The organism is Streptococcus macedonicus ACA-DC 198, assembly GCA_000283635.1.
Lineage (GTDB): Bacteria > Bacillota > Bacilli > Lactobacillales > Streptococcaceae > Streptococcus > Streptococcus macedonicus.
Map to the genome: position 1 here is coordinate 101,142 of HE613569.1, position 18,250 is coordinate 119,391.

The 18,250-nt window shown below is 37.3% G+C and carries 26 protein-coding genes and 1 pseudogene; 24 read left to right on the forward strand and 3 right to left on the reverse strand.

Annotation, left to right across the window (positions count from 1 at the left end; all coding sequences use genetic code 11):
- Positions 1 to 87: 87 nt before the first annotated feature.
- From SMA_RS00685 to purB, 21 genes and pseudogenes are all read left to right on the forward strand, one after another.
- Positions 88 to 417 carry a DUF1033 family protein gene (locus tag SMA_RS00685; RefSeq protein WP_014293762.1) on the forward strand — a complete coding sequence of 110 codons (330 nt, stop codon included), beginning with the start codon at positions 88 to 90 and terminating at the stop codon, positions 415 to 417.
- 109 nt (positions 418 to 526) lie between these two features.
- Positions 527 to 1,468: a competence type IV pilus ATPase ComGA gene (gene comGA, locus SMA_RS00690; RefSeq protein WP_014293763.1), complete on the forward strand. Its 942-nt coding sequence runs from the start codon at positions 527 to 529 to the stop codon at positions 1,466 to 1,468.
- Positions 1,350 to 2,435: a competence type IV pilus assembly protein ComGB gene (gene comGB / locus SMA_RS00695; protein ID WP_014293764.1), complete on the forward strand. Its 1,086-nt coding sequence runs from the start codon at positions 1,350 to 1,352 to the stop codon at positions 2,433 to 2,435. Before comGA ends, comGB begins: the two co-directional genes overlap by 119 nt.
- Entirely contained in the window at positions 2,435 to 2,728 is a 294-nt protein-coding gene (gene comGC, locus SMA_RS00700; protein WP_014293765.1) for a competence type IV pilus major pilin ComGC, read from the forward strand. The genes comGB and comGC overlap by 1 nt, the downstream gene beginning before the upstream one ends.
- Positions 2,712 to 3,143, forward strand: a complete 432-nt coding sequence (comGD, locus tag SMA_RS00705; RefSeq protein WP_014293766.1) for a competence type IV pilus minor pilin ComGD — start codon at positions 2,712 to 2,714, stop codon at positions 3,141 to 3,143. Before comGC ends, comGD begins: the two co-directional genes overlap by 17 nt.
- Positions 3,097 to 3,390 carry a competence type IV pilus minor pilin ComGE gene (gene comGE / locus SMA_RS00710; RefSeq protein ID WP_044562943.1) on the forward strand — a complete coding sequence of 98 codons (294 nt, stop codon included), beginning with the start codon at positions 3,097 to 3,099 and terminating at the stop codon, positions 3,388 to 3,390. Before comGD ends, comGE begins: the two co-directional genes overlap by 47 nt.
- Entirely contained in the window at positions 3,344 to 3,811 is a 468-nt protein-coding gene (gene comGF / locus SMA_RS00715; RefSeq protein ID WP_014293768.1) for a competence type IV pilus minor pilin ComGF, read from the forward strand. Before comGE ends, comGF begins: the two co-directional genes overlap by 47 nt.
- Complete coding sequence (gene comGG / locus SMA_RS00720) at positions 3,783 to 4,088, forward strand: competence type IV pilus minor pilin ComGG (RefSeq protein ID WP_014293769.1); 306 nt, start codon at positions 3,783 to 3,785, stop codon at positions 4,086 to 4,088. The genes comGF and comGG overlap by 29 nt, the downstream gene beginning before the upstream one ends.
- An 81-nt stretch (positions 4,089 to 4,169) precedes the next feature.
- Complete coding sequence (locus SMA_RS00725; protein WP_014293770.1) at positions 4,170 to 5,126, forward strand: class I SAM-dependent methyltransferase; 957 nt, start codon at positions 4,170 to 4,172, stop codon at positions 5,124 to 5,126.
- Positions 5,127 to 5,178: 52 nt separating this feature from the next.
- The gene (locus tag SMA_RS00730; protein WP_014293771.1) at positions 5,179 to 6,378 is read left to right on the forward strand and encodes an acetate kinase; all 1,200 of its coding nucleotides are present in this window, start codon (positions 5,179 to 5,181) and stop codon (positions 6,376 to 6,378) included.
- 161 nt (positions 6,379 to 6,539) lie between these two features.
- Complete coding sequence (gene relB, locus SMA_RS00735) at positions 6,540 to 6,740, forward strand: type II toxin-antitoxin system RelB family anti-toxin (RefSeq protein WP_012961332.1); 201 nt, start codon at positions 6,540 to 6,542, stop codon at positions 6,738 to 6,740.
- A 9-nt stretch (positions 6,741 to 6,749) separates the two neighbouring features.
- Positions 6,750 to 6,959 (forward strand): hypothetical protein, encoded by a 210-nt coding sequence (locus SMA_RS00740; RefSeq protein WP_014293772.1) that lies wholly within the window; start codon positions 6,750 to 6,752, stop codon positions 6,957 to 6,959.
- Positions 6,960 to 6,971: 12 nt separating this feature from the next.
- Positions 6,972 to 7,424, forward strand: a complete 453-nt coding sequence (locus SMA_RS00745) for a hypothetical protein (RefSeq protein ID WP_014293773.1) — start codon at positions 6,972 to 6,974, stop codon at positions 7,422 to 7,424.
- Between the two features lie 11 nt (positions 7,425 to 7,435).
- Positions 7,436 to 8,071 (forward strand): CPBP family intramembrane glutamic endopeptidase, encoded by a 636-nt coding sequence (locus SMA_RS00750; RefSeq protein WP_014293774.1) that lies wholly within the window; start codon positions 7,436 to 7,438, stop codon positions 8,069 to 8,071.
- Positions 8,072 to 8,249: 178 nt separating this feature from the next.
- Entirely contained in the window at positions 8,250 to 9,149 is a 900-nt protein-coding gene (locus SMA_RS00755) for a helix-turn-helix domain-containing protein (RefSeq protein ID WP_014293775.1), read from the forward strand.
- A gap of 473 nt (positions 9,150 to 9,622) precedes the next feature.
- Positions 9,623 to 10,885, forward strand: a complete 1,263-nt coding sequence (gene purD, locus SMA_RS00760; RefSeq protein WP_014293776.1) for a phosphoribosylamine--glycine ligase — start codon at positions 9,623 to 9,625, stop codon at positions 10,883 to 10,885.
- Complete coding sequence (locus SMA_RS00765; protein WP_014293777.1) at positions 10,875 to 11,324, forward strand: 2-thiouracil desulfurase family protein; 450 nt, start codon at positions 10,875 to 10,877, stop codon at positions 11,322 to 11,324. Before purD ends, SMA_RS00765 begins: the two co-directional genes overlap by 11 nt.
- Positions 11,324 to 11,812, forward strand: a complete 489-nt coding sequence (purE, locus tag SMA_RS00770; RefSeq protein ID WP_014293778.1) for a 5-(carboxyamino)imidazole ribonucleotide mutase — start codon at positions 11,324 to 11,326, stop codon at positions 11,810 to 11,812. The genes SMA_RS00765 and purE overlap by 1 nt, the downstream gene beginning before the upstream one ends.
- Positions 11,799 to 12,890, forward strand: coding sequence for a 5-(carboxyamino)imidazole ribonucleotide synthase (gene purK, locus SMA_RS00775; RefSeq protein WP_014293779.1), 1,092 nt, complete (start codon positions 11,799 to 11,801; stop codon positions 12,888 to 12,890). Before purE ends, purK begins: the two co-directional genes overlap by 14 nt.
- A 19-nt stretch (positions 12,891 to 12,909) precedes the next feature.
- Positions 12,910 to 13,133 (forward strand): annotated as a pseudogene (locus SMA_RS00780) (phosphoribosylaminoimidazole carboxylase).
- An 88-nt stretch (positions 13,134 to 13,221) separates the two neighbouring features.
- The gene (purB, locus tag SMA_RS00785) at positions 13,222 to 14,520 is read left to right on the forward strand and encodes an adenylosuccinate lyase (protein ID WP_014293781.1); all 1,299 of its coding nucleotides are present in this window, start codon (positions 13,222 to 13,224) and stop codon (positions 14,518 to 14,520) included.
- 109 nt (positions 14,521 to 14,629) lie between these two features.
- Here purB and proC read toward each other — a convergent pair whose 3' ends face one another.
- Together proC and pepA are read right to left on the reverse strand one after the other, a co-directional pair.
- Positions 14,630 to 15,400, reverse strand: coding sequence for a pyrroline-5-carboxylate reductase (gene proC / locus SMA_RS00790; protein ID WP_014293782.1), 771 nt, complete (start codon positions 15,398 to 15,400; stop codon positions 14,630 to 14,632).
- Between the two features lie 60 nt (positions 15,401 to 15,460).
- Positions 15,461 to 16,528 (reverse strand): glutamyl aminopeptidase, encoded by a 1,068-nt coding sequence (gene pepA / locus SMA_RS00795; protein ID WP_014293783.1) that lies wholly within the window; start codon positions 16,526 to 16,528, stop codon positions 15,461 to 15,463.
- Positions 16,529 to 16,645: 117 nt separating this feature from the next.
- Here pepA and SMA_RS00800 point away from each other — a divergent pair, with 117 nt between their 5' ends.
- The 3 genes from SMA_RS00800 to ytpR are packed head-to-tail and all read left to right on the forward strand — an operon-like array spanning position 16,646 to position 17,884.
- Positions 16,646 to 16,939: a DUF4651 domain-containing protein gene (locus SMA_RS00800; protein ID WP_039670370.1), complete on the forward strand. Its 294-nt coding sequence runs from the start codon at positions 16,646 to 16,648 to the stop codon at positions 16,937 to 16,939.
- Positions 16,932 to 17,249, forward strand: coding sequence for a thioredoxin family protein (locus tag SMA_RS00805; RefSeq protein ID WP_009853246.1), 318 nt, complete (start codon positions 16,932 to 16,934; stop codon positions 17,247 to 17,249). The genes SMA_RS00800 and SMA_RS00805 overlap by 8 nt, the downstream gene beginning before the upstream one ends.
- A gap of 8 nt (positions 17,250 to 17,257) precedes the next feature.
- Positions 17,258 to 17,884, forward strand: coding sequence for a YtpR family tRNA-binding protein (gene ytpR / locus SMA_RS00810; protein WP_014293785.1), 627 nt, complete (start codon positions 17,258 to 17,260; stop codon positions 17,882 to 17,884).
- 90 nt (positions 17,885 to 17,974) lie between these two features.
- Here the strand turns inward: ytpR and SMA_RS12345 are convergent, their stop codons facing one another.
- Complete coding sequence (locus SMA_RS12345) at positions 17,975 to 18,193, reverse strand: IS3 family transposase (protein WP_081498561.1); 219 nt, start codon at positions 18,191 to 18,193, stop codon at positions 17,975 to 17,977.
- Positions 18,194 to 18,250 lie beyond the last annotated feature (57 nt).

An 18,250-nucleotide genomic window follows, 5' to 3' on the forward strand; every position in this document is an offset into this window, starting at 1 on the left:
TTGCTGATAATAATAATTCTAAATAAGCAAATTCTTTTTAAAATACTTTTAATTTTTATATAATAAATTCCATAAGGAAGTGTGTTAATGTATCAAGTGATAAAAATGTATGGGGATTGGGAGCCGTGGTGGTTCTTGAAAGATTGGGAAAAAGATATTATAGAAGAAAAATGCTTTGAGTATTTTGAGGATGCTTTCTCTTTCTACAAAACAGAATGGTTATCTCTTAAAACGACTTTACCAAGTTGTAAATGTCATGATAATCTTCAGGCGGCTTTCTGGGATAAAACAGAGCAACGTTGGTGTGAGAATTGTGGGGATTATCTGCAACAGTATCATTCCATTTTAATGCTCAAAGACGGTCAAGAATTACCTGAAGGGACTTTTTCTTATCATTTTAACGTTCAAAATGATTAATCAAGACCAAGACCTCAAAATTGTAAATTAGAATCGTAATCATGGAATTTTTTCCATGATTTTTTCGTTTTTTATGACTAATTTACGAATAGAAAAGTAGGAGGTCAAGATGATTCAGGAAAAAGCAAAGCAACTCATTAAGGATGCTGTTGAAGTTAATGCGCAAGATATTTACATTTTACCTAGAGAAGACTGTTATGAAGTGTATCAACGCGTGGGAGACCAACGGCAATTTGTTGATTATTTTGAACTAGAGCAGATGACTAGCTTGATTAGTCATTTTAAATTTGTGGCAGGTATGAATGTTGGGGAGAAACGTCGTAGTCAGTTAGGTTCTTGTGATTATCAATTTGCAGATGAGGAAGAGATTTCGCTTCGTTTGTCGAGTGTTGGTGATTATCGCGGACGAGAAAGTTTGGTGATTCGCTTGCTTTATTCTGGTCGTCATGACTTGCAATATTGGTTTGACGGGATGAAAAATATTTTAGAAGCTATTGACAGTAGGGGGCTTTACCTTTTTTCGGGACCAGTAGGGAGTGGAAAAACCACTCTCATGTACCAATTGGTTCGTGAAAAATTTCCTAATAAGCAAGTCATTACAATTGAGGATCCTGTTGAAATCAAACAGGAACAAATGTTGCAGTTGCAGTTAAATAGTGATATTGGGATGACTTATGACGAGCTGATTAAATTATCGCTTCGTCATAGACCAGATATTCTGATTATCGGAGAAATTCGTGATAGCGAGACAGCGCGTGCAGTTATTCGTGCGAGTTTGACGGGAGCTGTTGTATTTTCGACCATTCATGCGAAGAGCATCCCTGGCGTTTACGCACGTCTTTTGGAATTGGGGCTTAGTAAGCAAGAATTGGAAAATAGTTTGCGTGCCATTGTTTATCAACGCTTAATTGGCGGAGGAGGTGTAATTGATTTTGCTAAAGAAAACTTTGAAAGTCACCAACCAGAGTGCTGGAATACAAAAATTGAAAGTCTTGTTAAAGACGGACATATCACAGCTGAACAAGCAAAAATCGAAAAAATTGCCATTTAAAAAACAGCGCAAGGTTATTCAACTCTTTAATAATCTTTTTGAAAGTGGGTTTAATTTAACAGAAATCGTGTCTTTTCTCCGAAGAAGTCAATTGTTGTTAGACATTTATGTTGAGAGGATGCAAGAAAGTTTGTTAAATGGTGCTAGACTAGCAACAATGATGGCAGATTTAGGGTTTTCAGACAGTATTGTCACACAAATTGCTTTGGCTGATGTTCATGGAAACAGTCAGAAAAGTCTGCTGAAGATTGAGTCTTACCTTTCTAGCATGACTGTCGTCAGAAAAAAGTTGATTGAAGTTGCAACGTATCCATTGATTTTGTTGTTGTTTCTTATTTTGATTATGCTGGGGATGAAGAATTATCTACTGCCACAGCTGGAAAGCCAAAATGTGGCAACGCAGATTATTACGCATTTTCCAACGATTTTTTTGCTAAGTATTTTCTCGATTGGAGTCTTGCTTGTTTGTGCGACATTTTATGCTAGGCGTTTATCGCAGATTGATTTATATAGTCGCATAAGCCGGATTCCACTTGTGGGAAACTATGTTAGGTTATATTTGACAGCTTACTATGCGCGTGAATGGGGAAATTTGATTGGGCAAGGTATTGAATTAATGGCAATCGTGAAAATCATGCAAAAGCAAAAGCCGCTCTTATTTCAAGAGATTGGAAAGGATATGGAAGAAGCGTTGCTTTCAGGGCAAGCTTTTCATCAAAAAGTTCTAGGCTATCCATTCTTTTTGCGAGAATTGAGCCTAATGATTGAATATGGTGAGGTCAAATCGAAGCTGGGACGTGAGTTAGACATTTATGCTGAGGAAACATGGCAGAGATTCTTTGGCAAATTGACTCAAGCAACACAGCTCATTCAACCACTTGTTTTTGTTTTTGTGGCTTTGATTATTGTGTTAATTTATGTGGCAATGTTGTTGCCAATGTATCAAAATATGGGAGGAAATTTTTAATGAAAAAGTTTTGGAAAAAATTATGTCAGAAAACGGTAAAAGGGTTCACACTTGTGGAGATGTTGATTGTGCTTCTTATTATCAGTGTTTTAATGTTGCTTTTTGTACCGAATTTGAGTAAGCAAAAGGATGTTGTTCGTGAAAAAGGCGATGCTGCTGTTGTGAAAGTGGTAGAGAGCCAAATGGATTTGTACGAAATGAAAACGGGAGACAAACCGACTGTTGATGATTTAGTTGAAGTTGGCTACATCACTTCTGAACAAGCAAAAACTTACAATGAAGCTAAAAAATAAAACTGTTTCAGCTTTTACCCTTTTAGAAAGTTTATTAACACTAGGAATTTCCTGTTTTATTATCATGATGTTTTCAGGCTCTTTGAATGGTATTTTTCAAAATGTGGAAGAAAAGATTTTCTTTTTATCGTTTGAAAATCTCTATTGTGACACGCAAAAATTAGCTAATGCTAGGCAACAAATTCTTACGTTGACCGTTTCGCAAGAGGAAGTGTCAACTGATTTTTCAACTGTAAAACTCCCTCCGTCGGTCAAAGTAGATAAAACTTATCAAGTCAATTATGACAAAGCAGGAGGCGATTCGTCCTTGGCAAAATTAACCTTTCAAACGTCAGATAAAGAGGTCAACTATCAATTATATTTAGGGAGTGGTAAATATAAAAAGACAGAAACTAAAAGCTTACATACTCCTTGAAAGCTTGATAGCACTAGGATTGTTAGCGATGATTACGAGTGTTGTTTTAGGGGAAATTGATAAAAATAGCCAGTCTATGCAAGAAAGTTTACGGCAGCAGGAAGCTCTTAATGTGGCAACAATGGCTGTGCAAACAGGACAAAATCATTTGAAGATGAATGGTGTTGAGGTTGAGATTATCAAAAAAGATGGAGAGATCTATGTTTATGAGGGGAAAACGGAAATATTACACGTTAAAAAAGACTAGTTTAGAGGCATTCAGCCTCATAGAATGTTTGGTTTCTTTATTAGTAATTTCGGGTGCTATTCTTGTTTACAATGGCTTAACGCAATATATTTCTGCAAATGTGCATTATTTGTCGGAAAATCAAGAGGAAAACTGGCTTTTGTTTTCACAACAGCTGCGTGCGGAGCTTGCCAATTGTCAATTAGATAAGGTTGAAAATAACAAACTATATGTGACGAAGTCCAGTCAAAAGTTGGCATTTGGACAGTCAAAGGCTGATGATTTTCGTAAAACAAACGCATCTGGTCAAGGCTATCAGCCAATGATATTTGGAGTAAAATCTTCTGCTATTTCTAGAGATGGTCAGAAGGTGACAATGACATTGAATTTAGAGAATGGTTTGGAGAGGACATTTGTTTACACTTTTGAAACGGCAAGTTAAGGCAGGGATTTTAATCTATGCTTTGCTTATGGCAGCAATTTTTGCCTTGCTTTTACAATTTTATCTAGGACGTGTCGTGGCAATGGAGCGACAACATCAAGCGCAGCTATCTGCTAGTCAGGCTTATTTAATGGCAAAATTAACAAAAGATTTGGCAAAAGAGGATACTGGTCACCTTACATTTGATCAAGGAGTAGCTGACTACAACTTCCAAGATAATCGATTGCAGGTGGTGGTCAAACTGTCTAATCAACAAGAATTTGACTATGTTTTCTAAAGTGTTCAGAAAGAGAAAGCTAATTAGGACTTTCTTTTCATTTCCTGCGTTTTTTGATATGATAGGGTTGCGGAGGACAAGATGAATTTTGAAAAAATTGAAACAGCCTATGAGCTGATTTTAGAAAATATCCAATTAATTGAAAATGAGTTAAAAACTCATATTTATGATGCGCTTATTGAACAGAATTCTTTTTACTTGGGGGCTGAAGGTGCCAGTGAAGAAGTTGCTGCCAACAATGAAAAACTACGTCAGCTTGCATTGACCAAAGAAGAGTGGCGTCGAGCTTTCCAATTTATCTTTATTAAAGCTGGTCAAACAGAGCAGCTGCAAGCCAATCATCAATTTACACCAGATGCTATTGGTTTTATTTTGCTGTTCTTGATTGAAAATCTGACAGATTCAGATAAAATTGATCTTTTAGAAATTGGTAGTGGGACAGGAAACCTTGCTCAAACATTGTTAAATAATTCGTCTAAAGAATTAAATTATCTTGGTATTGAAGTTGACGATTTATTGATTGATTTATCAGCAAGTATTGCAGAAGTGTTGGATTCTGATGCTCAGTTTATTCAAGAAGATGCTGTGCGTCCACAAATTCTGAAAGAAAGTGATGTGATTATTAGTGATTTGCCAGTTGGTTTTTATCCTAATGATGACATTGCCAAACGTTATAAAGTGGCAAATTCTGATGAGCATACTTATGCCCATCATTTATTGATGGAACAATCGTTAAAATATCTCAAAAAAGATGGTATTGCAGTCTTTTTGGCGCCCGTCAGTCTTTTGACAAGTAAGCAAAGTGATTTATTGAAACAATGGTTGAAAGATTACGCGGATATTATCGCCGTGATTACCTTGCCAGAATCTATTTTTGGTAATGCAGCGAATGCAAAATCAATTTTTGTTTTGAAAAAACAGGCTGCGTATACGCCAGAAACCTTTGTTTATCCACTTTCTGACTTACAAAGTCGTGAAGCTCTGACTGATTTCATTAGAAAATTTCAAAAATGGAAAATTGATAATATTAATTTTTAAAAAAATATGATAGAATAGGGATATAACATGAAAACGCTTTAGGGGTAAATTTATGGCGAAAACTATTTCTATTAATGCAGGAAGTTCAAGTCTGAAATGGCAATTGTATAATATGCCAGAAGAAGAAGTTATTGCAAAAGGACTAATTGAACGTATTGGTCTTGTCAATGGTGTTTCCACGGTTAAATTTAATGGACATACGAAATCTGAAACCAAGGATATTCCAGACCACACAGCGGCTGTTAAAATTCTCTTGGATGATTTGATTTCAATGGACATCATTGCTAGTTATGATGAGATCACAGGTGTTGGACACCGTGTCGTTGCTGGAGGTGAGTATTTCAAAGACTCGGCTTTGGTGACGGATAAGGTCATTCAACAAGTTGAAGAATTATCCATGTTAGCACCGCTTCATAATCCTGGAGCAGCTCTTGGAATTAGAGCTTTTAAAGACCTTTTGCCTGACATTACAAGTGTTGTTGTTTTTGATACTGCTTTTCATGCAACAATGCCCGAAGTAGCATACCGCTATCCGATTGCAAATCGTTATTATACTGATTATAAGATTCGTAAATATGGTGCCCATGGAACAAGTCACCAATATGTCGCCCAAGAAGCGGCAAAGGTTTTAGGAAAACCTTTGGAAGATTTGAAATTGATTACTTGCCATATTGGTAATGGGGTGTCCGTGACTGCGATCAAGGACGGTAAATCCGTTGATACTTCAATGGGCTTGACACCGCTTGGTGGGACAATGATGGGAACACGTTCAGGAAGCATTGATCCTGGTGTGATTACGTATTTATTAGAATGTGAACCAAATCTCGATAGCCCTCAAAAAATGCGTACGGTATTAAATCGCGATTCAGGTCTTCTTGGTATTTCTGAGAAATCAAGTGATATGCGTGATATTCTTGCTGGAAAAGAAGAGGGCGATGAAAAGTGTCAGTTGGCTTATGACATGTATATTGATCGATTACGAAAATACATTGCACAGTATTTTGCGGTTTTGAATGGCGCCGATGCTATTGTCTTTACGGCAGGTATCGGTGAAAATTCAAGCGTTGTTCGTGAGGATATTATTTCTGGCATGACTTGGTTTGGTGTTGATACGGACCCAGCTAAGAATGTGTCAGGAGCCTACGGCGTTATTTCGACAGATCAAGCGCGTGTGAAAACTATGGTTATCCCAACCGATGAAGAACTTGTGATTGCGCGTGACGTTGAACGTTTTAAAAATTCTACTAATTAAGTTATCAAATATTATGATAAGACCAGAAAAGTTGACCTGAATGTGTCAGCTTTTTTGATTATTTTATACAAAACGTAAAATAAACTTGACAAAAAATGTAAAGTAAACTATACTAAAAATGTAAAGTCTCATTTACCAATTGATGCGATATGGAGGAGGAAATGGAAACAAAAATCCAAGAACTACGCAAAGCAAATAAAATTAGTCAAGCAGAACTGGCAGAAGCGTTAGCTGTGACAAGGCAGACGATTATCTCACTTGAAAAGGGACGTTATAATGCTTCTTTGGAGTTAGCTCATAAAATCGCTAAATACTTTGGGAAAACAATTGAAGAGATTTTTATTTTTGAAGATGAAAAGTAGAAGAAAAAGATGAACACACTTTATGAGACTATGAAAAACAGCAACCATGTGACGTTGAAAAACATTGGTCTTGCTACGCTAAATTTAGGGCAACTATTGTTACTTACAGCATTGGTGGCTAATCTGAGTGACCTTTTATTGGGTTTTTTACTAGCAATGAGTATCATGTTAAACGTATTATCTATTACTTTTTTTCAAGATAAAATTTTGGGGAAATAAAGGGAGAAAATTTTGGTTTTAAAAGCTTTAATAAGTCTAACTCGGAAAAAGACATTGGAAGAATATCGTCATTATATGATGACAGTATCATTAAGTTTTCTATTTATTGCTGCTTTATGTTTATTGATTTCATTTTTTATCAAGATCAATGATTTTGCGGCTGGTTTATTACTAGGCGGAGGAGTAGCAGGATTAGTAGTTGCTATCTATTATTTAACTTTGACAAGGCAGCCGAATCGGTTAAGAGCAGCTTACATAGCAGCTTATGATGAGCGCAATCAATTTATTTTGAGGGTGACAGCTATATCAATTTTGATTTTCTTATTTTTAGAGAATTTTATGTTGATTATCTTATATGCTTTTATGGGCGTGGTGTTAACGTATCCGATAGTTTTGCTGATTTGGTTGTATAGTTTATTTTTGGGATTTGTTTTCTTTAAACTAATATTTACAAGAATTTTATAAGGGGTGATATCATGAAAAAATTTTTAATAGCTTTAAAATATTTCTTTTTGGCCTTAGGATTGATTTTACTGGAACAGTTGCCAACTGCTTTTATTACGGCAAATCAACCATTTTGGCAATCTGTATTAATTGCTTTAGCTCTTTTGGTAGTTGCTGTTTTCACAGTCTATGTTGCTAAGCGGTTTGGGCTGTTGAATCATTTAGAGGAATTAAAGACCTGGCAAGCTTGGAAGACGGTTTTGATAGGCTTTGTTGTACTAACTGTTGTTAAGTATATTGGTGGTATTATTTTATTTTTAGAAAATGGTCTTGGGGCAAATACAGAAAACCAAGCAGCACTTGAGCAGCTTGGAATGTCACCTCTTTTGTTAATTGTATTGACTGTTATTGCTGCACCGATTGTAGAAGAAACAGTTATGCGTGGACTTATCTTAGGACGTACCTTTAATAATTCTTATTTTGGTGTTATCATTAGCTCTCTTCTTTTTGGTTTATTGCATATGCCAACTAATATTGGAAGTTGGGTTATTTATGGTGGTATGGGATTGGTACTTGCTGTTGTTTATTATAAGACACAGAAACTGGAGTATACAATAGCTATCCATTTTATCAATAATGCATTGGGAGTGCTTCTTATGCTCCTGTAAGGTAAAGTTTCATAATTGATTATATTAATTTAACCCAAGCTATCTAAGAAAAGGAGGTTTGGGTTATTTTTATTTGTTTTTATTAGAAAATTCGCTATTTTTAAGGGAATTATTTTGTCGAGAGATGAGGATATGCTAAAATATGAAATATATACTCTTTTGCTGATAGGAGATTAAGTTGGAAAAGTTTGGGATTAAAGTACGTGCATTAAGAGAGGAAAAAGGAATTTCACGTGAGGAATTTTGTGGCGATGAAACAGAATTGTCTGTACGGCAATTAGCTAGAATTGAAAAGGGACAATCCGTTCCAACTCTTAATAAAGTGGGATATATTGCAAAGGTTTTGGACGTAACGATTGGTGAATTAGTTGATGGTAAAAATCTAGAGCTTCCTACTAGATACAAGGAGTTAAAGTATTTATTATTGCGAACACCGACTTATGGAGATGAGAAACGTCTTCAGAGACAAACTTCCTATTTTGACGAGATTGCAGAAAGATATTACGAAGTTATACCTGAAGAGGAACGTTTGGTTATTGATTGTTTACAATCAAAGATTGATGTTCATTTCAGTGATGATGTTAATTTTGGTGAGGGAATTTTAAATGACTATTTTGACCAGGTTAGACGAAAGAAAAAATTTCAAATCAATGATTTGATTTTAATAGATTTATATTTTGCTTGCCTTGCTTCTGCTAAATCGTTTGAGGGAATCTATAGCTTAGATTTATATGATGAATTAATGGAGTGTTTGCTGAATCAAGAAAATCTTTCGCCAGAAACTTCTTTGATTTTAAATAATGTTTTATTAAATAATGTAGATTTGGTTTTACGATTCCATAGAGAATCATTTATAAAACGAATAATTATAAAAAGCGACACTATCATGGCAAGTGTTCATGATTTTCAAAGACGTCCAGTTTTAAGTTTAGTTGAGTGGAAATATTATTTACAATTTAAAAAAGATTTTTTAGCGGCACAAAAATCTTACTCCAATGCAATTTTATTTGCTAATTTAATTGGAGATACTTATTTGAAAAGTAAATTAGTAGAAGAATGGAATAATGATACAACATGACATTTTTGTCATGTTGTTTTCTTATAGATTTTATTAACATAAAATCATAAATTATAAGAAAGGTTGGAATTGATAGATGCTAAAATTTTTTTCAATTGTTATAACTGGTTGGTGGGGATTATAATCTCCTACAAAAACAGTTCTCTAGAGGCTTTGTTCTTGAAATAATGGATTGTGGATAGAATTTTAAACGGTACTATGGGAACGAGGAACTGGCAGAATGCCTTCTGCGTTCTTAGTTAAAAAATAGATTAGATAAGATAAAGTCAGAAAGGGAAGTGTTTTGAAACGGCAAGATGCTTCTTTTTTTGTTGTAGTTCTATTATTTTTTACAAACTTGTTATATGAATTGCGATAATTTCCGAACAAATATGTTATAATGTATTTATATAATTCGTAAAATATATTTTTGCGTACTTTGTTGAGTTTGGAGCTTAGGCTCCTGTAATGTTTGTATTGAGGTATTTTTACTTATGAAACTTTTAGTTGTTGGCTCTGGTGGGCGCGAGCATGCTATTGCTAAGAAGTTGTTGGAATCTCCTCGAGTGAATCAGGTTTTTGTAGCACCTGGTAATGATGGCATGACACTTGATGGACTTGATTTGGTAAATATCGGTATTTCCGAACATTCTAAGCTGATTGATTTTGCGAAAGCTAATGATATTGCTTGGACATTTATCGGACCTGATGGTGCTTTGGCTGCAGGAATCGTTGATGATTTTAATGCTGCTGGTTTGAAAGCATTTGGACCAAGTAAAGCAGCTGCAGAGCTTGAATGGTCTAAAGATTTTGCTAAATCAATCATGGCTAAATACCATGTTCCAACAGCTGCTTACGGCACTTTCTCAGATTTTGAGCAAGCAAAGAGCTATATTGAAGAACACGGTGCACCAATTGTTGTTAAGGCTGACGGTTTGGCGCTTGGTAAAGGTGTTGTTGTTGCCGAAACAATAGAACAAGCGATCGAAGCGGCGCATGAAATGTTGCTTGATAATAAATTTGGTGATTCTGGTGCGCGTGTGGTCATTGAAGAATTTCTTGATGGTGAAGAATTTTCACTATTTGCCTTTGTTAATGGTGATGAATTCTATATCATGCCAACTGCACAAGACCACAAACGTGCTTTTGATGACGATAAAGGTCCTAATACTGGTGGTATGGGAGCTTATGCACCAGTTCCACATTTGCCACAAAGTGTTGTTGACACAGTTGTAGAAACAATTGTGAAGCCAGTTTTTAATGGTATGATTGCGGAAGGGCGTCCATATCTTGGTGTTCTTTATGCAGGACTTATTTTGACAGCTGATGGTCCAAAAGTTATCGAATTTAACTCACGTTTTGGTGACCCTGAAACCCAAGTTATCTTACCACGTTTGACATCTGATTTTGCTCAAAATATCACTGACATTTTAGATGGCAAAGCTCCAGAAATCACTTGGATAGACAAAGGGGTCACTCTTGGTGTTGTTGTGGCTTCAGAAGGTTATCCAGTTGCTTATGAAAAAGGTGTCCGCCTTCCTGAGAAAACGTCAGGTGATATTATCACTTATTATGCAGGTGCTAAATTTGCTGATGATAAAGCACTTCTTTCAAATGGTGGTCGGGTTTACATGTTGGTAACAACTAAGGAAGATGTTAAATCAGCACAAGATGTTATCTATGCTGAACTTGCAACTCAAGACACAACAGGTCTTTTCTATCGAAACGATATCGGAAGCAAAGCTATTGGACGTTAAGCCAAAATGTATTTTAGTCAGCGCTTGTCTTTTGGGCGAAAGCTGTAAGTATAACGGAGGTCATAATTACAATCAAGCCCTTGTAGATTATGTTGCTGACAAAGATGTGATAGCTGTTTGTCCAGAAGTGTTAGCAGGTTTGTCTACACCACGAGAACCAGTTGAAGTGCGTGACGGTCGTGTTGTTGATGTTGCTGGTAATTGTTATGATGAGATGTTTGAAAAGAGTATTAAGTGTTGTCTAGATGAAATGGCTGGAAAGTCAATTGATTTAGCAATTTTACAATCACGTACTCCATCATGTGGTGTTAATCAAGTCTATGATGGAAACTTTTCTGGACAAAAAGTGGCAAGTAGTGGGCTCTTTGCTCAAAAATTAAAAAAACTTGGCTATCATGTTGTTGATGTTGAAGATATAAAACAATTGGAAGGAAAATAATGAAACCATTAATTTCAGTTATCATGGGTAGTAAATCTGATTGGGCTACCATGAAAAAAACAGCAGAGGTACTTGATCAATTTGGTGTGGCGTATGAAAAGAAAGTTGTTTCTGCACATCGTACACCAGATTTGATGTTTAAACACGCCGAAGAAGCACGAGGGCGTGGTATTAAGGTGATTATTGCTGGTGCTGGTGGTGCTGCTCATTTGCCTGGTATGGTCGCAGCTAAAACGATACTTCCAGTTATTGGTGTTCCTGTGAAATCACGCGCGCTTAGCGGACTGGATTCGCTTTATTCAATCGTTCAAATGCCTGGCGGAGTACCTGTGGCAACTATGGCTATCGGAGAGTCAGGAGCAACTAATGCTGCTCTAACAGCTCTTCGTATTTTGGCAATTGAAGATACTGAATTGGCAGAAAAACTAGAAAACTTTGCACTTGAACAAGGTAAAGTTGCGGAGGCTTCAACAGATGAACTCGACTAAAACAATCGGTATTATCGGTGGTGGACAACTTGGACAAATGATGGCTATTTCAGCTATCTATATGGGGCATAAAGTGGTTACTTTGGACCCTGCAGCAGATTGCCCAGCTTCACATGTGAGTGATATGATTGTGGCACCTTATGATGATGTTGAAGCTATGCGTGAACTAGCAGAACGCTGCGATGTGCTCACTTATGAGTTTGAAAATGTTGATGCGGATGCTTTGGATGCGGTTGTCAAGGAAGGGCAATTACCGCAAGGAACTGATTTGCTTTGTATTTCGCAAAACCGTATCTTTGAAAAAGACTTTCTAGCTAAAACAGCAGGTGTGAAAGTAGCACCGTACAAGGTCGTCACATCAAGTCTTGACCTTGAGGATATTGATTTATCTAAGAAATATGTTTTAAAAACAGCAACTGGCGGTTATGATGGTCATGGTCAAATCGTGATTAAATCAGTTGAAAACTTAGCTAACGCTAACAAATTAGCCAATTCTTGCGAATGTGTTTTGGAAGAATTTGTGAATTTTGACCTTGAAATTTCAGTGATTGTTTCAGGAAATGGCAAGGATATGACCGTTTTTCCAGTACAAGAAAATATTCATCGCAATAATATCTTATCTAAAACAATTGTACCAGCTCGCATTTCTGATGAACTTGCTCAAAAAGCACAAGCTATGGCTGTTCAAATCGCTGAAAAACTGGAATTGTCTGGTACACTTTGTGTCGAAATGTTTGCGACGCCTGATGATATTATCGTCAATGAAATTGCACCACGTCCTCACAATTCAGGACATTATTCAATTGAGGCCTGTGATTTTTCACAATTTGACACACATATTTTGGGAATTCTCGGCTTGCCACTTCCAAAAATTCATCTCCATCAACCAGCTGTTATGCTGAATGTTCTTGGACAACATATGGAAAAAGCACAAGCTTATGTGCAAGAAAATCCTAGCGCTCACCTCCACCTTTATGGTAAACTAGAGGCAAAACATAACCGCAAAATGGGACACATTACTTTGTTTAGTGATGAACCAGATACCATTGCGGAAATGGGTGAAGGAATGGATTTTTAAAGTGTTAATCGGGGAAAATATGCTGAAAATCATTGTTCATGCTTATATTGATAATGCTGAGAAAGCTATCGTTGAAGTCGTTTTTGCTTCTTCAGATAAGTCTCGTATTTCTGAAAAAATGGCAGAGCTGACAAATAATTACCCCAATGATTACCTTGCTGTTTATGATTTACCACTTGATACAGATTTAACAACTTTACCTCACTATCCATCTGTTGAATTGGTAAGGAAGATTTTAATTAATTGTGTTAGTTATTTTATTGATATAACTAAAAAAGGAAAGGAGCTAGGGAGTTAACTGTATTCGCTTAACGCCCTTTATATCTTAAACATGATCGATCGTTATTCACGCCCTGAGATGGCGGCAATTTGGAGTGAAGAAAACAAATACAAAGCTTGGCTTGAAGTTGAAATTTTGGCTGACGAAGCCTGGGCTGAATTGGGAGAAATTCCTAAAGAGGACGTCGCTAAAATCCGTGCCAATGCAAGCTTTGACGTTGACCGTATTTTGGAAATTGAACAACAAACACGTCACGACGTTGTGGCGTTCACTCGTGCAGTTTCTGAAAGTCTTGGGCAAGAACGTAAATGGGTGCACTATGGCTTGACATCAACTGACGTTGTTGATACAGCTTATGGTTACCTTTACAAACAAGCTAATGAAATCATCCGCAAAGATTTGCATAATTTCCTTGAAATCATTGCTAACAAAGCTAAAGAACATAAATTTACAATCATGATGGGACGTACTCACGGTGTGCATGCTGAGCCAACTACCTTTGGTTTGAAGTTGGCAACTTGGTACAGTGAAATGAAACGTAACATCGAACGTTTTGAACACGCTGCTGCTGGTGTTGAAGCTGGTAAAATCTCAGGTGCTGTTGGTAACTTCGCCAACATTCCACCATTTGTTGAAGCTTATGTGTGTGAAAAACTTGGTATTCGTGCACAAGAAATTTCAACACAAGTTCTTCCACGTGACCTTCATGCAGAATACTTTGCAGTTCTTGCTAGCATTGCAACATCAATTGAACGTATGGCAACTGAAATCCGTGGTCTGCAAAAATCTGAACAACGTGAAGTTGAAGAATTCTTCGCTAAGGGGCAAAAAGGTAGCTCAGCTATGCCTCACAAACGCAACCCAATCGGTTCAGAAAATATGACAGGTCTTGCACGTGTTATTCGTGGTCATATGATAACAGCTTACGAAAACGTGTCACTTTGGCATGAACGTGATATTTCTCACTCATCTGCTGAACGTATTATCTCACCAGATACTACAATCCTTATTGATTACATGCTTAACCGTTTTGGAAATATCGTGAAAAATTTGACTGTTTTCCCAGAAAACATGATTCGCAACATGGGGTCTACTTTTGGTCTTATTTTCAGCCAACGTGTAATGCTTAAATTGATTGAAAAAGGAATGACACGTGAACAAGCTTATGACCTTGTTCAACCTAAGACAGCTTATTCTTGGGATAACCAAGTTGACTTCAAACCACTTCTTGAAGCTGATGAAGAAGTCACTTCACGTTTAACACAAGAAGAAATCGATGAATTGTTCAATCCATCATACTACACTAAACGTGTTGATGAAATCTTTAACCGTATCGGTTTAGGTGATTGATGTAAAAAAATCTTATGTTTTTATTGCCCCTGTGGCTCATAATAAAAAAGACAAACCTCATTTTTGGGGTTTGTCTTTTGTTTGAAACGCTGTAAAGGCGTTTTTTATTTTACAAAGCTTTTGCTTTATCGATTGTAGCATCGATACTTGAAATGACACTAGCTGTCAATCCTGTTTTTTCAAGGTCGAGAAGTCCTGCGATGGTTGTTCCACCAGGGCTTGAGATTTTATCAATCAAGTCATGTGGGCTGTCAGAACCGTGAAGAAGATTTTCGGCACTAGCAAGGACAGTTTGTGTCACGATATCAAGTGATTTTTCTTTTGGAATACCATATTTGACACCAGCTTTGGCAAGGGCTTCGATAAATAGGTAAATGTAAGCCGGGCTAGAGCCTGCAAGAGCTGTAAAAGTATCAAAGTCTTTTTCAGGAATATCAAAGGTTGAACCAAAGCTGTCAGTGATTTCTTTGGCGGTTACTAGGAGTTCTGCAGAAACGTTGTCATTGGTACAAATCGCTGTTGTGCTTTTTAGAATTTGAGCATTGAGGTTTGGCATGATACGAATTAATGGAAGATTTGGGTCTGTTAATTTGCCAAGGCGTTCCAATGTTACCCCTGCTGCCATTGAAAGAATGGGTTGGTGGAAGTGAAGTCCAGCAAGGACTGATTCAAACATTTGTGGTTTGATACCAAGGATAACCAAATCAGATTGGTCAATGAGTTCTTGGTGTGAAAGGGCTGCTTCAACTTCAAGCTGCTCTGCGATTTCGCGTGAGCGAGGAAGTGAAGAACCTGAAATGATGATATCGTGTGATGTTGTGTTAAGTCCGTTGATAATGGCAGTTGCCATTTTTCCGACTCCGATAAATCCAATTTTCATAGTAAGACAAGGGGGAAGTGCAACAGAGCTGCTTAATGACCTGAGTCCCCTAGATCCTTTCTAGTATTTTTTGATGAGGTCAACAGTTGAGCGGTCTAATTTTTTAACAATAGCTTGAAGGAAAGCTTGCGCTTGCAAGAAGTCATCCATAGCATAAAGGCTTTGGTGTGAATGAATGTAACGCGCACAAACACCGATAGTTGTCGATGGGATACCACCGTTTTTAAGGTGAGCAGCACCAGCATCTGTACCCCCTTTGGCAGCATAATATTGATATTTGATACCAGCTTCTTCAGCGGTTGTGAGTAAGAAATCACGCATATCTTTTAACATGATATGTCCTGGGTCGTAGAAACGGAAAAGTGTTCCGTCGCCAATTTTACCTTGGTTGCCATAAATGTCACCAGCAGGTGAGCAATCAACGGCGAAGAAGAGTTCTGGTTGGAATTTTGTGGCAGAAACGTGTGCGCCACGAAGGCCAACTTCTTCTTGAACATTGGCACCAGCAATAAGTGTATTATCAAGTTCTTGACCTTTAAGGCTTTCAAGCAATTCGGTTACCATAAGCACACCGAAGCGATTGTCCCAAGCTTTAGAGATAACGTTTTTTTGGTTGGCTGTGAGAATTGTTTCAGATTTTGGTACGATGATGTCGCCTGGAAGAATGCCAAATGATTCTGCTTCAGCTTTGTCTGTAAAACCAGCGTCGAAAATGATGTCATCAATTTTTGGAAGAGCAGCAGAGCCATTTGCTCCACGAAGGAAATGCGGTGGAACAGAACCAGAAACGACTGGAATGACGCGACCGTCACGTGTGTAAAGAGTAAAACGTTGTGAGCTTAGCACCAAAGGATTCCACCCACCAATACCAACAGCACGCATGGTACCGTCAGCTTTGATGTCGCTGACCATGAAACCAACTTCGTCCATGTGAGCAGCAACCATGATGCGTGGTGCATTTTCAGCAGCAGAGTTTTTAATACCAAAAATACCACCAAGACCGTCAGTTTGCACGTCATCAACGAGCGGTGTGATTTTTGAACGAAGATAGTTACGAACGCTATGCTCGTATCCTGCAATACTATCAAGTTCTGTGATTTCTTTTATTTTTGAAAATAATTCTGACATAAAAACCTCGATTCTATGATTTCTATTTTATCACGTTTTCAGACAATTTAATGTTAGAAATAGCATTAAATATTTCTATCTTGGTATTATAGGATGAAATATGCTAAAATAAAGCGTATGAGAAACAAAAAAAGAAACTTACTGTCACGTTTTAGCTTAGTGGGAGTCGGTGGTGTCATCATTTTGGGAGCAATCCTAAAAAAACAATGCGAAGAAAAGCGACAAGAAAAAATTAAGCAAGCCATTCGTAATTATTTTAGTCGATTTGACAATATCTCGGTGCTTTATGTGAATGCTTTTGAATCTGATAAGGAGAGAACGACTGGTGGTCTTGTTTTAGAGGACGGTCGGACGTTTCAATTTGTTTACCAAAATGGTGAGATTAGCTATGAGGAGGCGAAAAATGATTAGCCCAAAATCCTATGAAGAAATGGCTACCTATCTAGAAAAACCTGAAAAAGTGGTTTTCTTTTTTACGGCAAATTGGTGCCCAGACTGCCAATTCATCTATCCAGTCATGCCTGAAATTGAAGCAGAAAATCCAGAATTCACCTTTGTCCGTGTGGACCGTGATGATTTCATGGAAGTCGCACAACGCTGGAATATTTTTGGGATTCCAAGTTTTGTGGTGACTGAAAATGGAAAAGAAATTGGTCGTTTAGTTAATAAATTACGCAAAACCAAAGCAGAAATTAACAGCTTTTTAGCTGGATTGAAATAGGAGAGAAAATGATTTTTACGTACAACAAAGAACATGTCGGTGATGTCCTCATGGTAATTGTCAAAGATAGCAAAGGTGCTAAACTTGACTACGAACGCAAAGGCAATGTCTCACGCGTTTTCCTTGAGAAAAATGGTGAAACAGTTGCTTGGAATATTTTTGAAGTGTCAAGCTTGGTTACAATTGAAGGCGTTGGTCAAGTCACTCTATCTGACCAAGACGTTGCAACATTGAACGCTGAATTGGCAAAAGAAGGTTTTGCTGAGCAATTAGAAAATGACCCATCACCAAAATTCGTTGTTGGTCAAATCAAAGAAATGGTAGCTCACCCAGACAGCGACCACTTGAACATTTGCCAAGTGCAAATTTCAGATGACAAAACCGTTCAAATCGTTGCAGGTGCGCCAAATGCCACTGTTGGTTTGAAGACAATCGTAGCCCTTCCAGGTGCTATGATGCCAAACGGAAGTCTTATCTTCCCAGGTGCCCTTCGTGGCGAAAAGAGTTTTGGTATGATGTGTTCACCTCGCGAATTAGCCCTTCCAAATGCCCCACAAAAACGTGGTATCATCGAACTTGATGACACAGCCGTAGTCGGCGAAGCCTTTAACCCAGAAAAACACTGGAAAGGGTAAGAAAAGAGCTTGAGAGAAATTCTTAGTTAAGAAAAACAGAGATTCACGTATTTGGGCGCTGCCCCCCGTTAGTGGGACAGAAGAAAAACACTATTGTAAGACATGTTTCCTGTATTCGACAGGAGACATGTCTTTTAAGTTCCGTTGAATTCTAGTTTCATTATAAAATGTAATGTAGTTTTTGACAATATCTGTTATACTATCTCTATTGAGGTTTCTCCAGTTATGGAGATAAAAGGTTTCAGACTTTAGAACGGAGTGAAACCATTCAATGCAGGCATTATCTGCAGGTGTTCCTTTACGGGACATGGAGTGGGTGAGGGCTTTTTTTCATAAAAATTGATTTTATTTTAGCAGAATTGTTTA

Excerpts from the sequence above, each read along its gene's own strand:
- comGF (WP_014293768.1), top strand. The coding sequence starts at position 3,344 with ATGTTTATGAGGGGAAAACGGAAATATTACACGTTAAAAAAGACTAGT.
- proC (WP_014293782.1), bottom strand. The coding sequence starts at position 15,400 with ATGAAAATTGGATTTATCGGAGTCGGAAAAATGGCAACTGCCATTATC.
- purE (WP_014293778.1), top strand. The coding sequence starts at position 11,324 with ATGAAACCATTAATTTCAGTTATCATGGGTAGTAAATCTGATTGGGCT.
- SMA_RS00685 (WP_014293762.1), top strand. The coding sequence starts at position 88 with ATGTATCAAGTGATAAAAATGTATGGGGATTGGGAGCCGTGGTGGTTC.
- SMA_RS00805 (WP_009853246.1), top strand. The coding sequence starts at position 16,932 with ATGATTAGCCCAAAATCCTATGAAGAAATGGCTACCTATCTAGAAAAA.
- SMA_RS12345 (WP_081498561.1), bottom strand. The coding sequence starts at position 18,193 with ATGTCCCGTAAAGGAACACCTGCAGATAATGCCTGCATTGAATGGTTT.
- SMA_RS00750 (WP_014293774.1), top strand. The coding sequence starts at position 7,436 with ATGAAAAAATTTTTAATAGCTTTAAAATATTTCTTTTTGGCCTTAGGA.
- SMA_RS00725 (WP_014293770.1), top strand. The coding sequence starts at position 4,170 with ATGAATTTTGAAAAAATTGAAACAGCCTATGAGCTGATTTTAGAAAAT.
- pepA (WP_014293783.1), bottom strand. The coding sequence starts at position 16,528 with ATGTCAGAATTATTTTCAAAAATAAAAGAAATCACAGAACTTGATAGT.
- comGD (WP_014293766.1), top strand. The coding sequence starts at position 2,712 with ATGAAGCTAAAAAATAAAACTGTTTCAGCTTTTACCCTTTTAGAAAGT.
- SMA_RS00730 (WP_014293771.1), top strand. The coding sequence starts at position 5,179 with ATGGCGAAAACTATTTCTATTAATGCAGGAAGTTCAAGTCTGAAATGG.
- SMA_RS00800 (WP_039670370.1), top strand. The coding sequence starts at position 16,646 with ATGAGAAACAAAAAAAGAAACTTACTGTCACGTTTTAGCTTAGTGGGA.
- purB (WP_014293781.1), top strand. The coding sequence starts at position 13,222 with ATGATCGATCGTTATTCACGCCCTGAGATGGCGGCAATTTGGAGTGAA.
- SMA_RS00740 (WP_014293772.1), top strand. The coding sequence starts at position 6,750 with ATGAACACACTTTATGAGACTATGAAAAACAGCAACCATGTGACGTTG.
- ytpR (WP_014293785.1), top strand. The coding sequence starts at position 17,258 with ATGATTTTTACGTACAACAAAGAACATGTCGGTGATGTCCTCATGGTA.
- comGA (WP_014293763.1), top strand. The coding sequence starts at position 527 with ATGATTCAGGAAAAAGCAAAGCAACTCATTAAGGATGCTGTTGAAGTT.
- relB (WP_012961332.1), top strand. The coding sequence starts at position 6,540 with ATGGAAACAAAAATCCAAGAACTACGCAAAGCAAATAAAATTAGTCAA.
- purK (WP_014293779.1), top strand. The coding sequence starts at position 11,799 with ATGAACTCGACTAAAACAATCGGTATTATCGGTGGTGGACAACTTGGA.
- purD (WP_014293776.1), top strand. The coding sequence starts at position 9,623 with ATGAAACTTTTAGTTGTTGGCTCTGGTGGGCGCGAGCATGCTATTGCT.
- comGC (WP_014293765.1), top strand. The coding sequence starts at position 2,435 with ATGAAAAAGTTTTGGAAAAAATTATGTCAGAAAACGGTAAAAGGGTTC.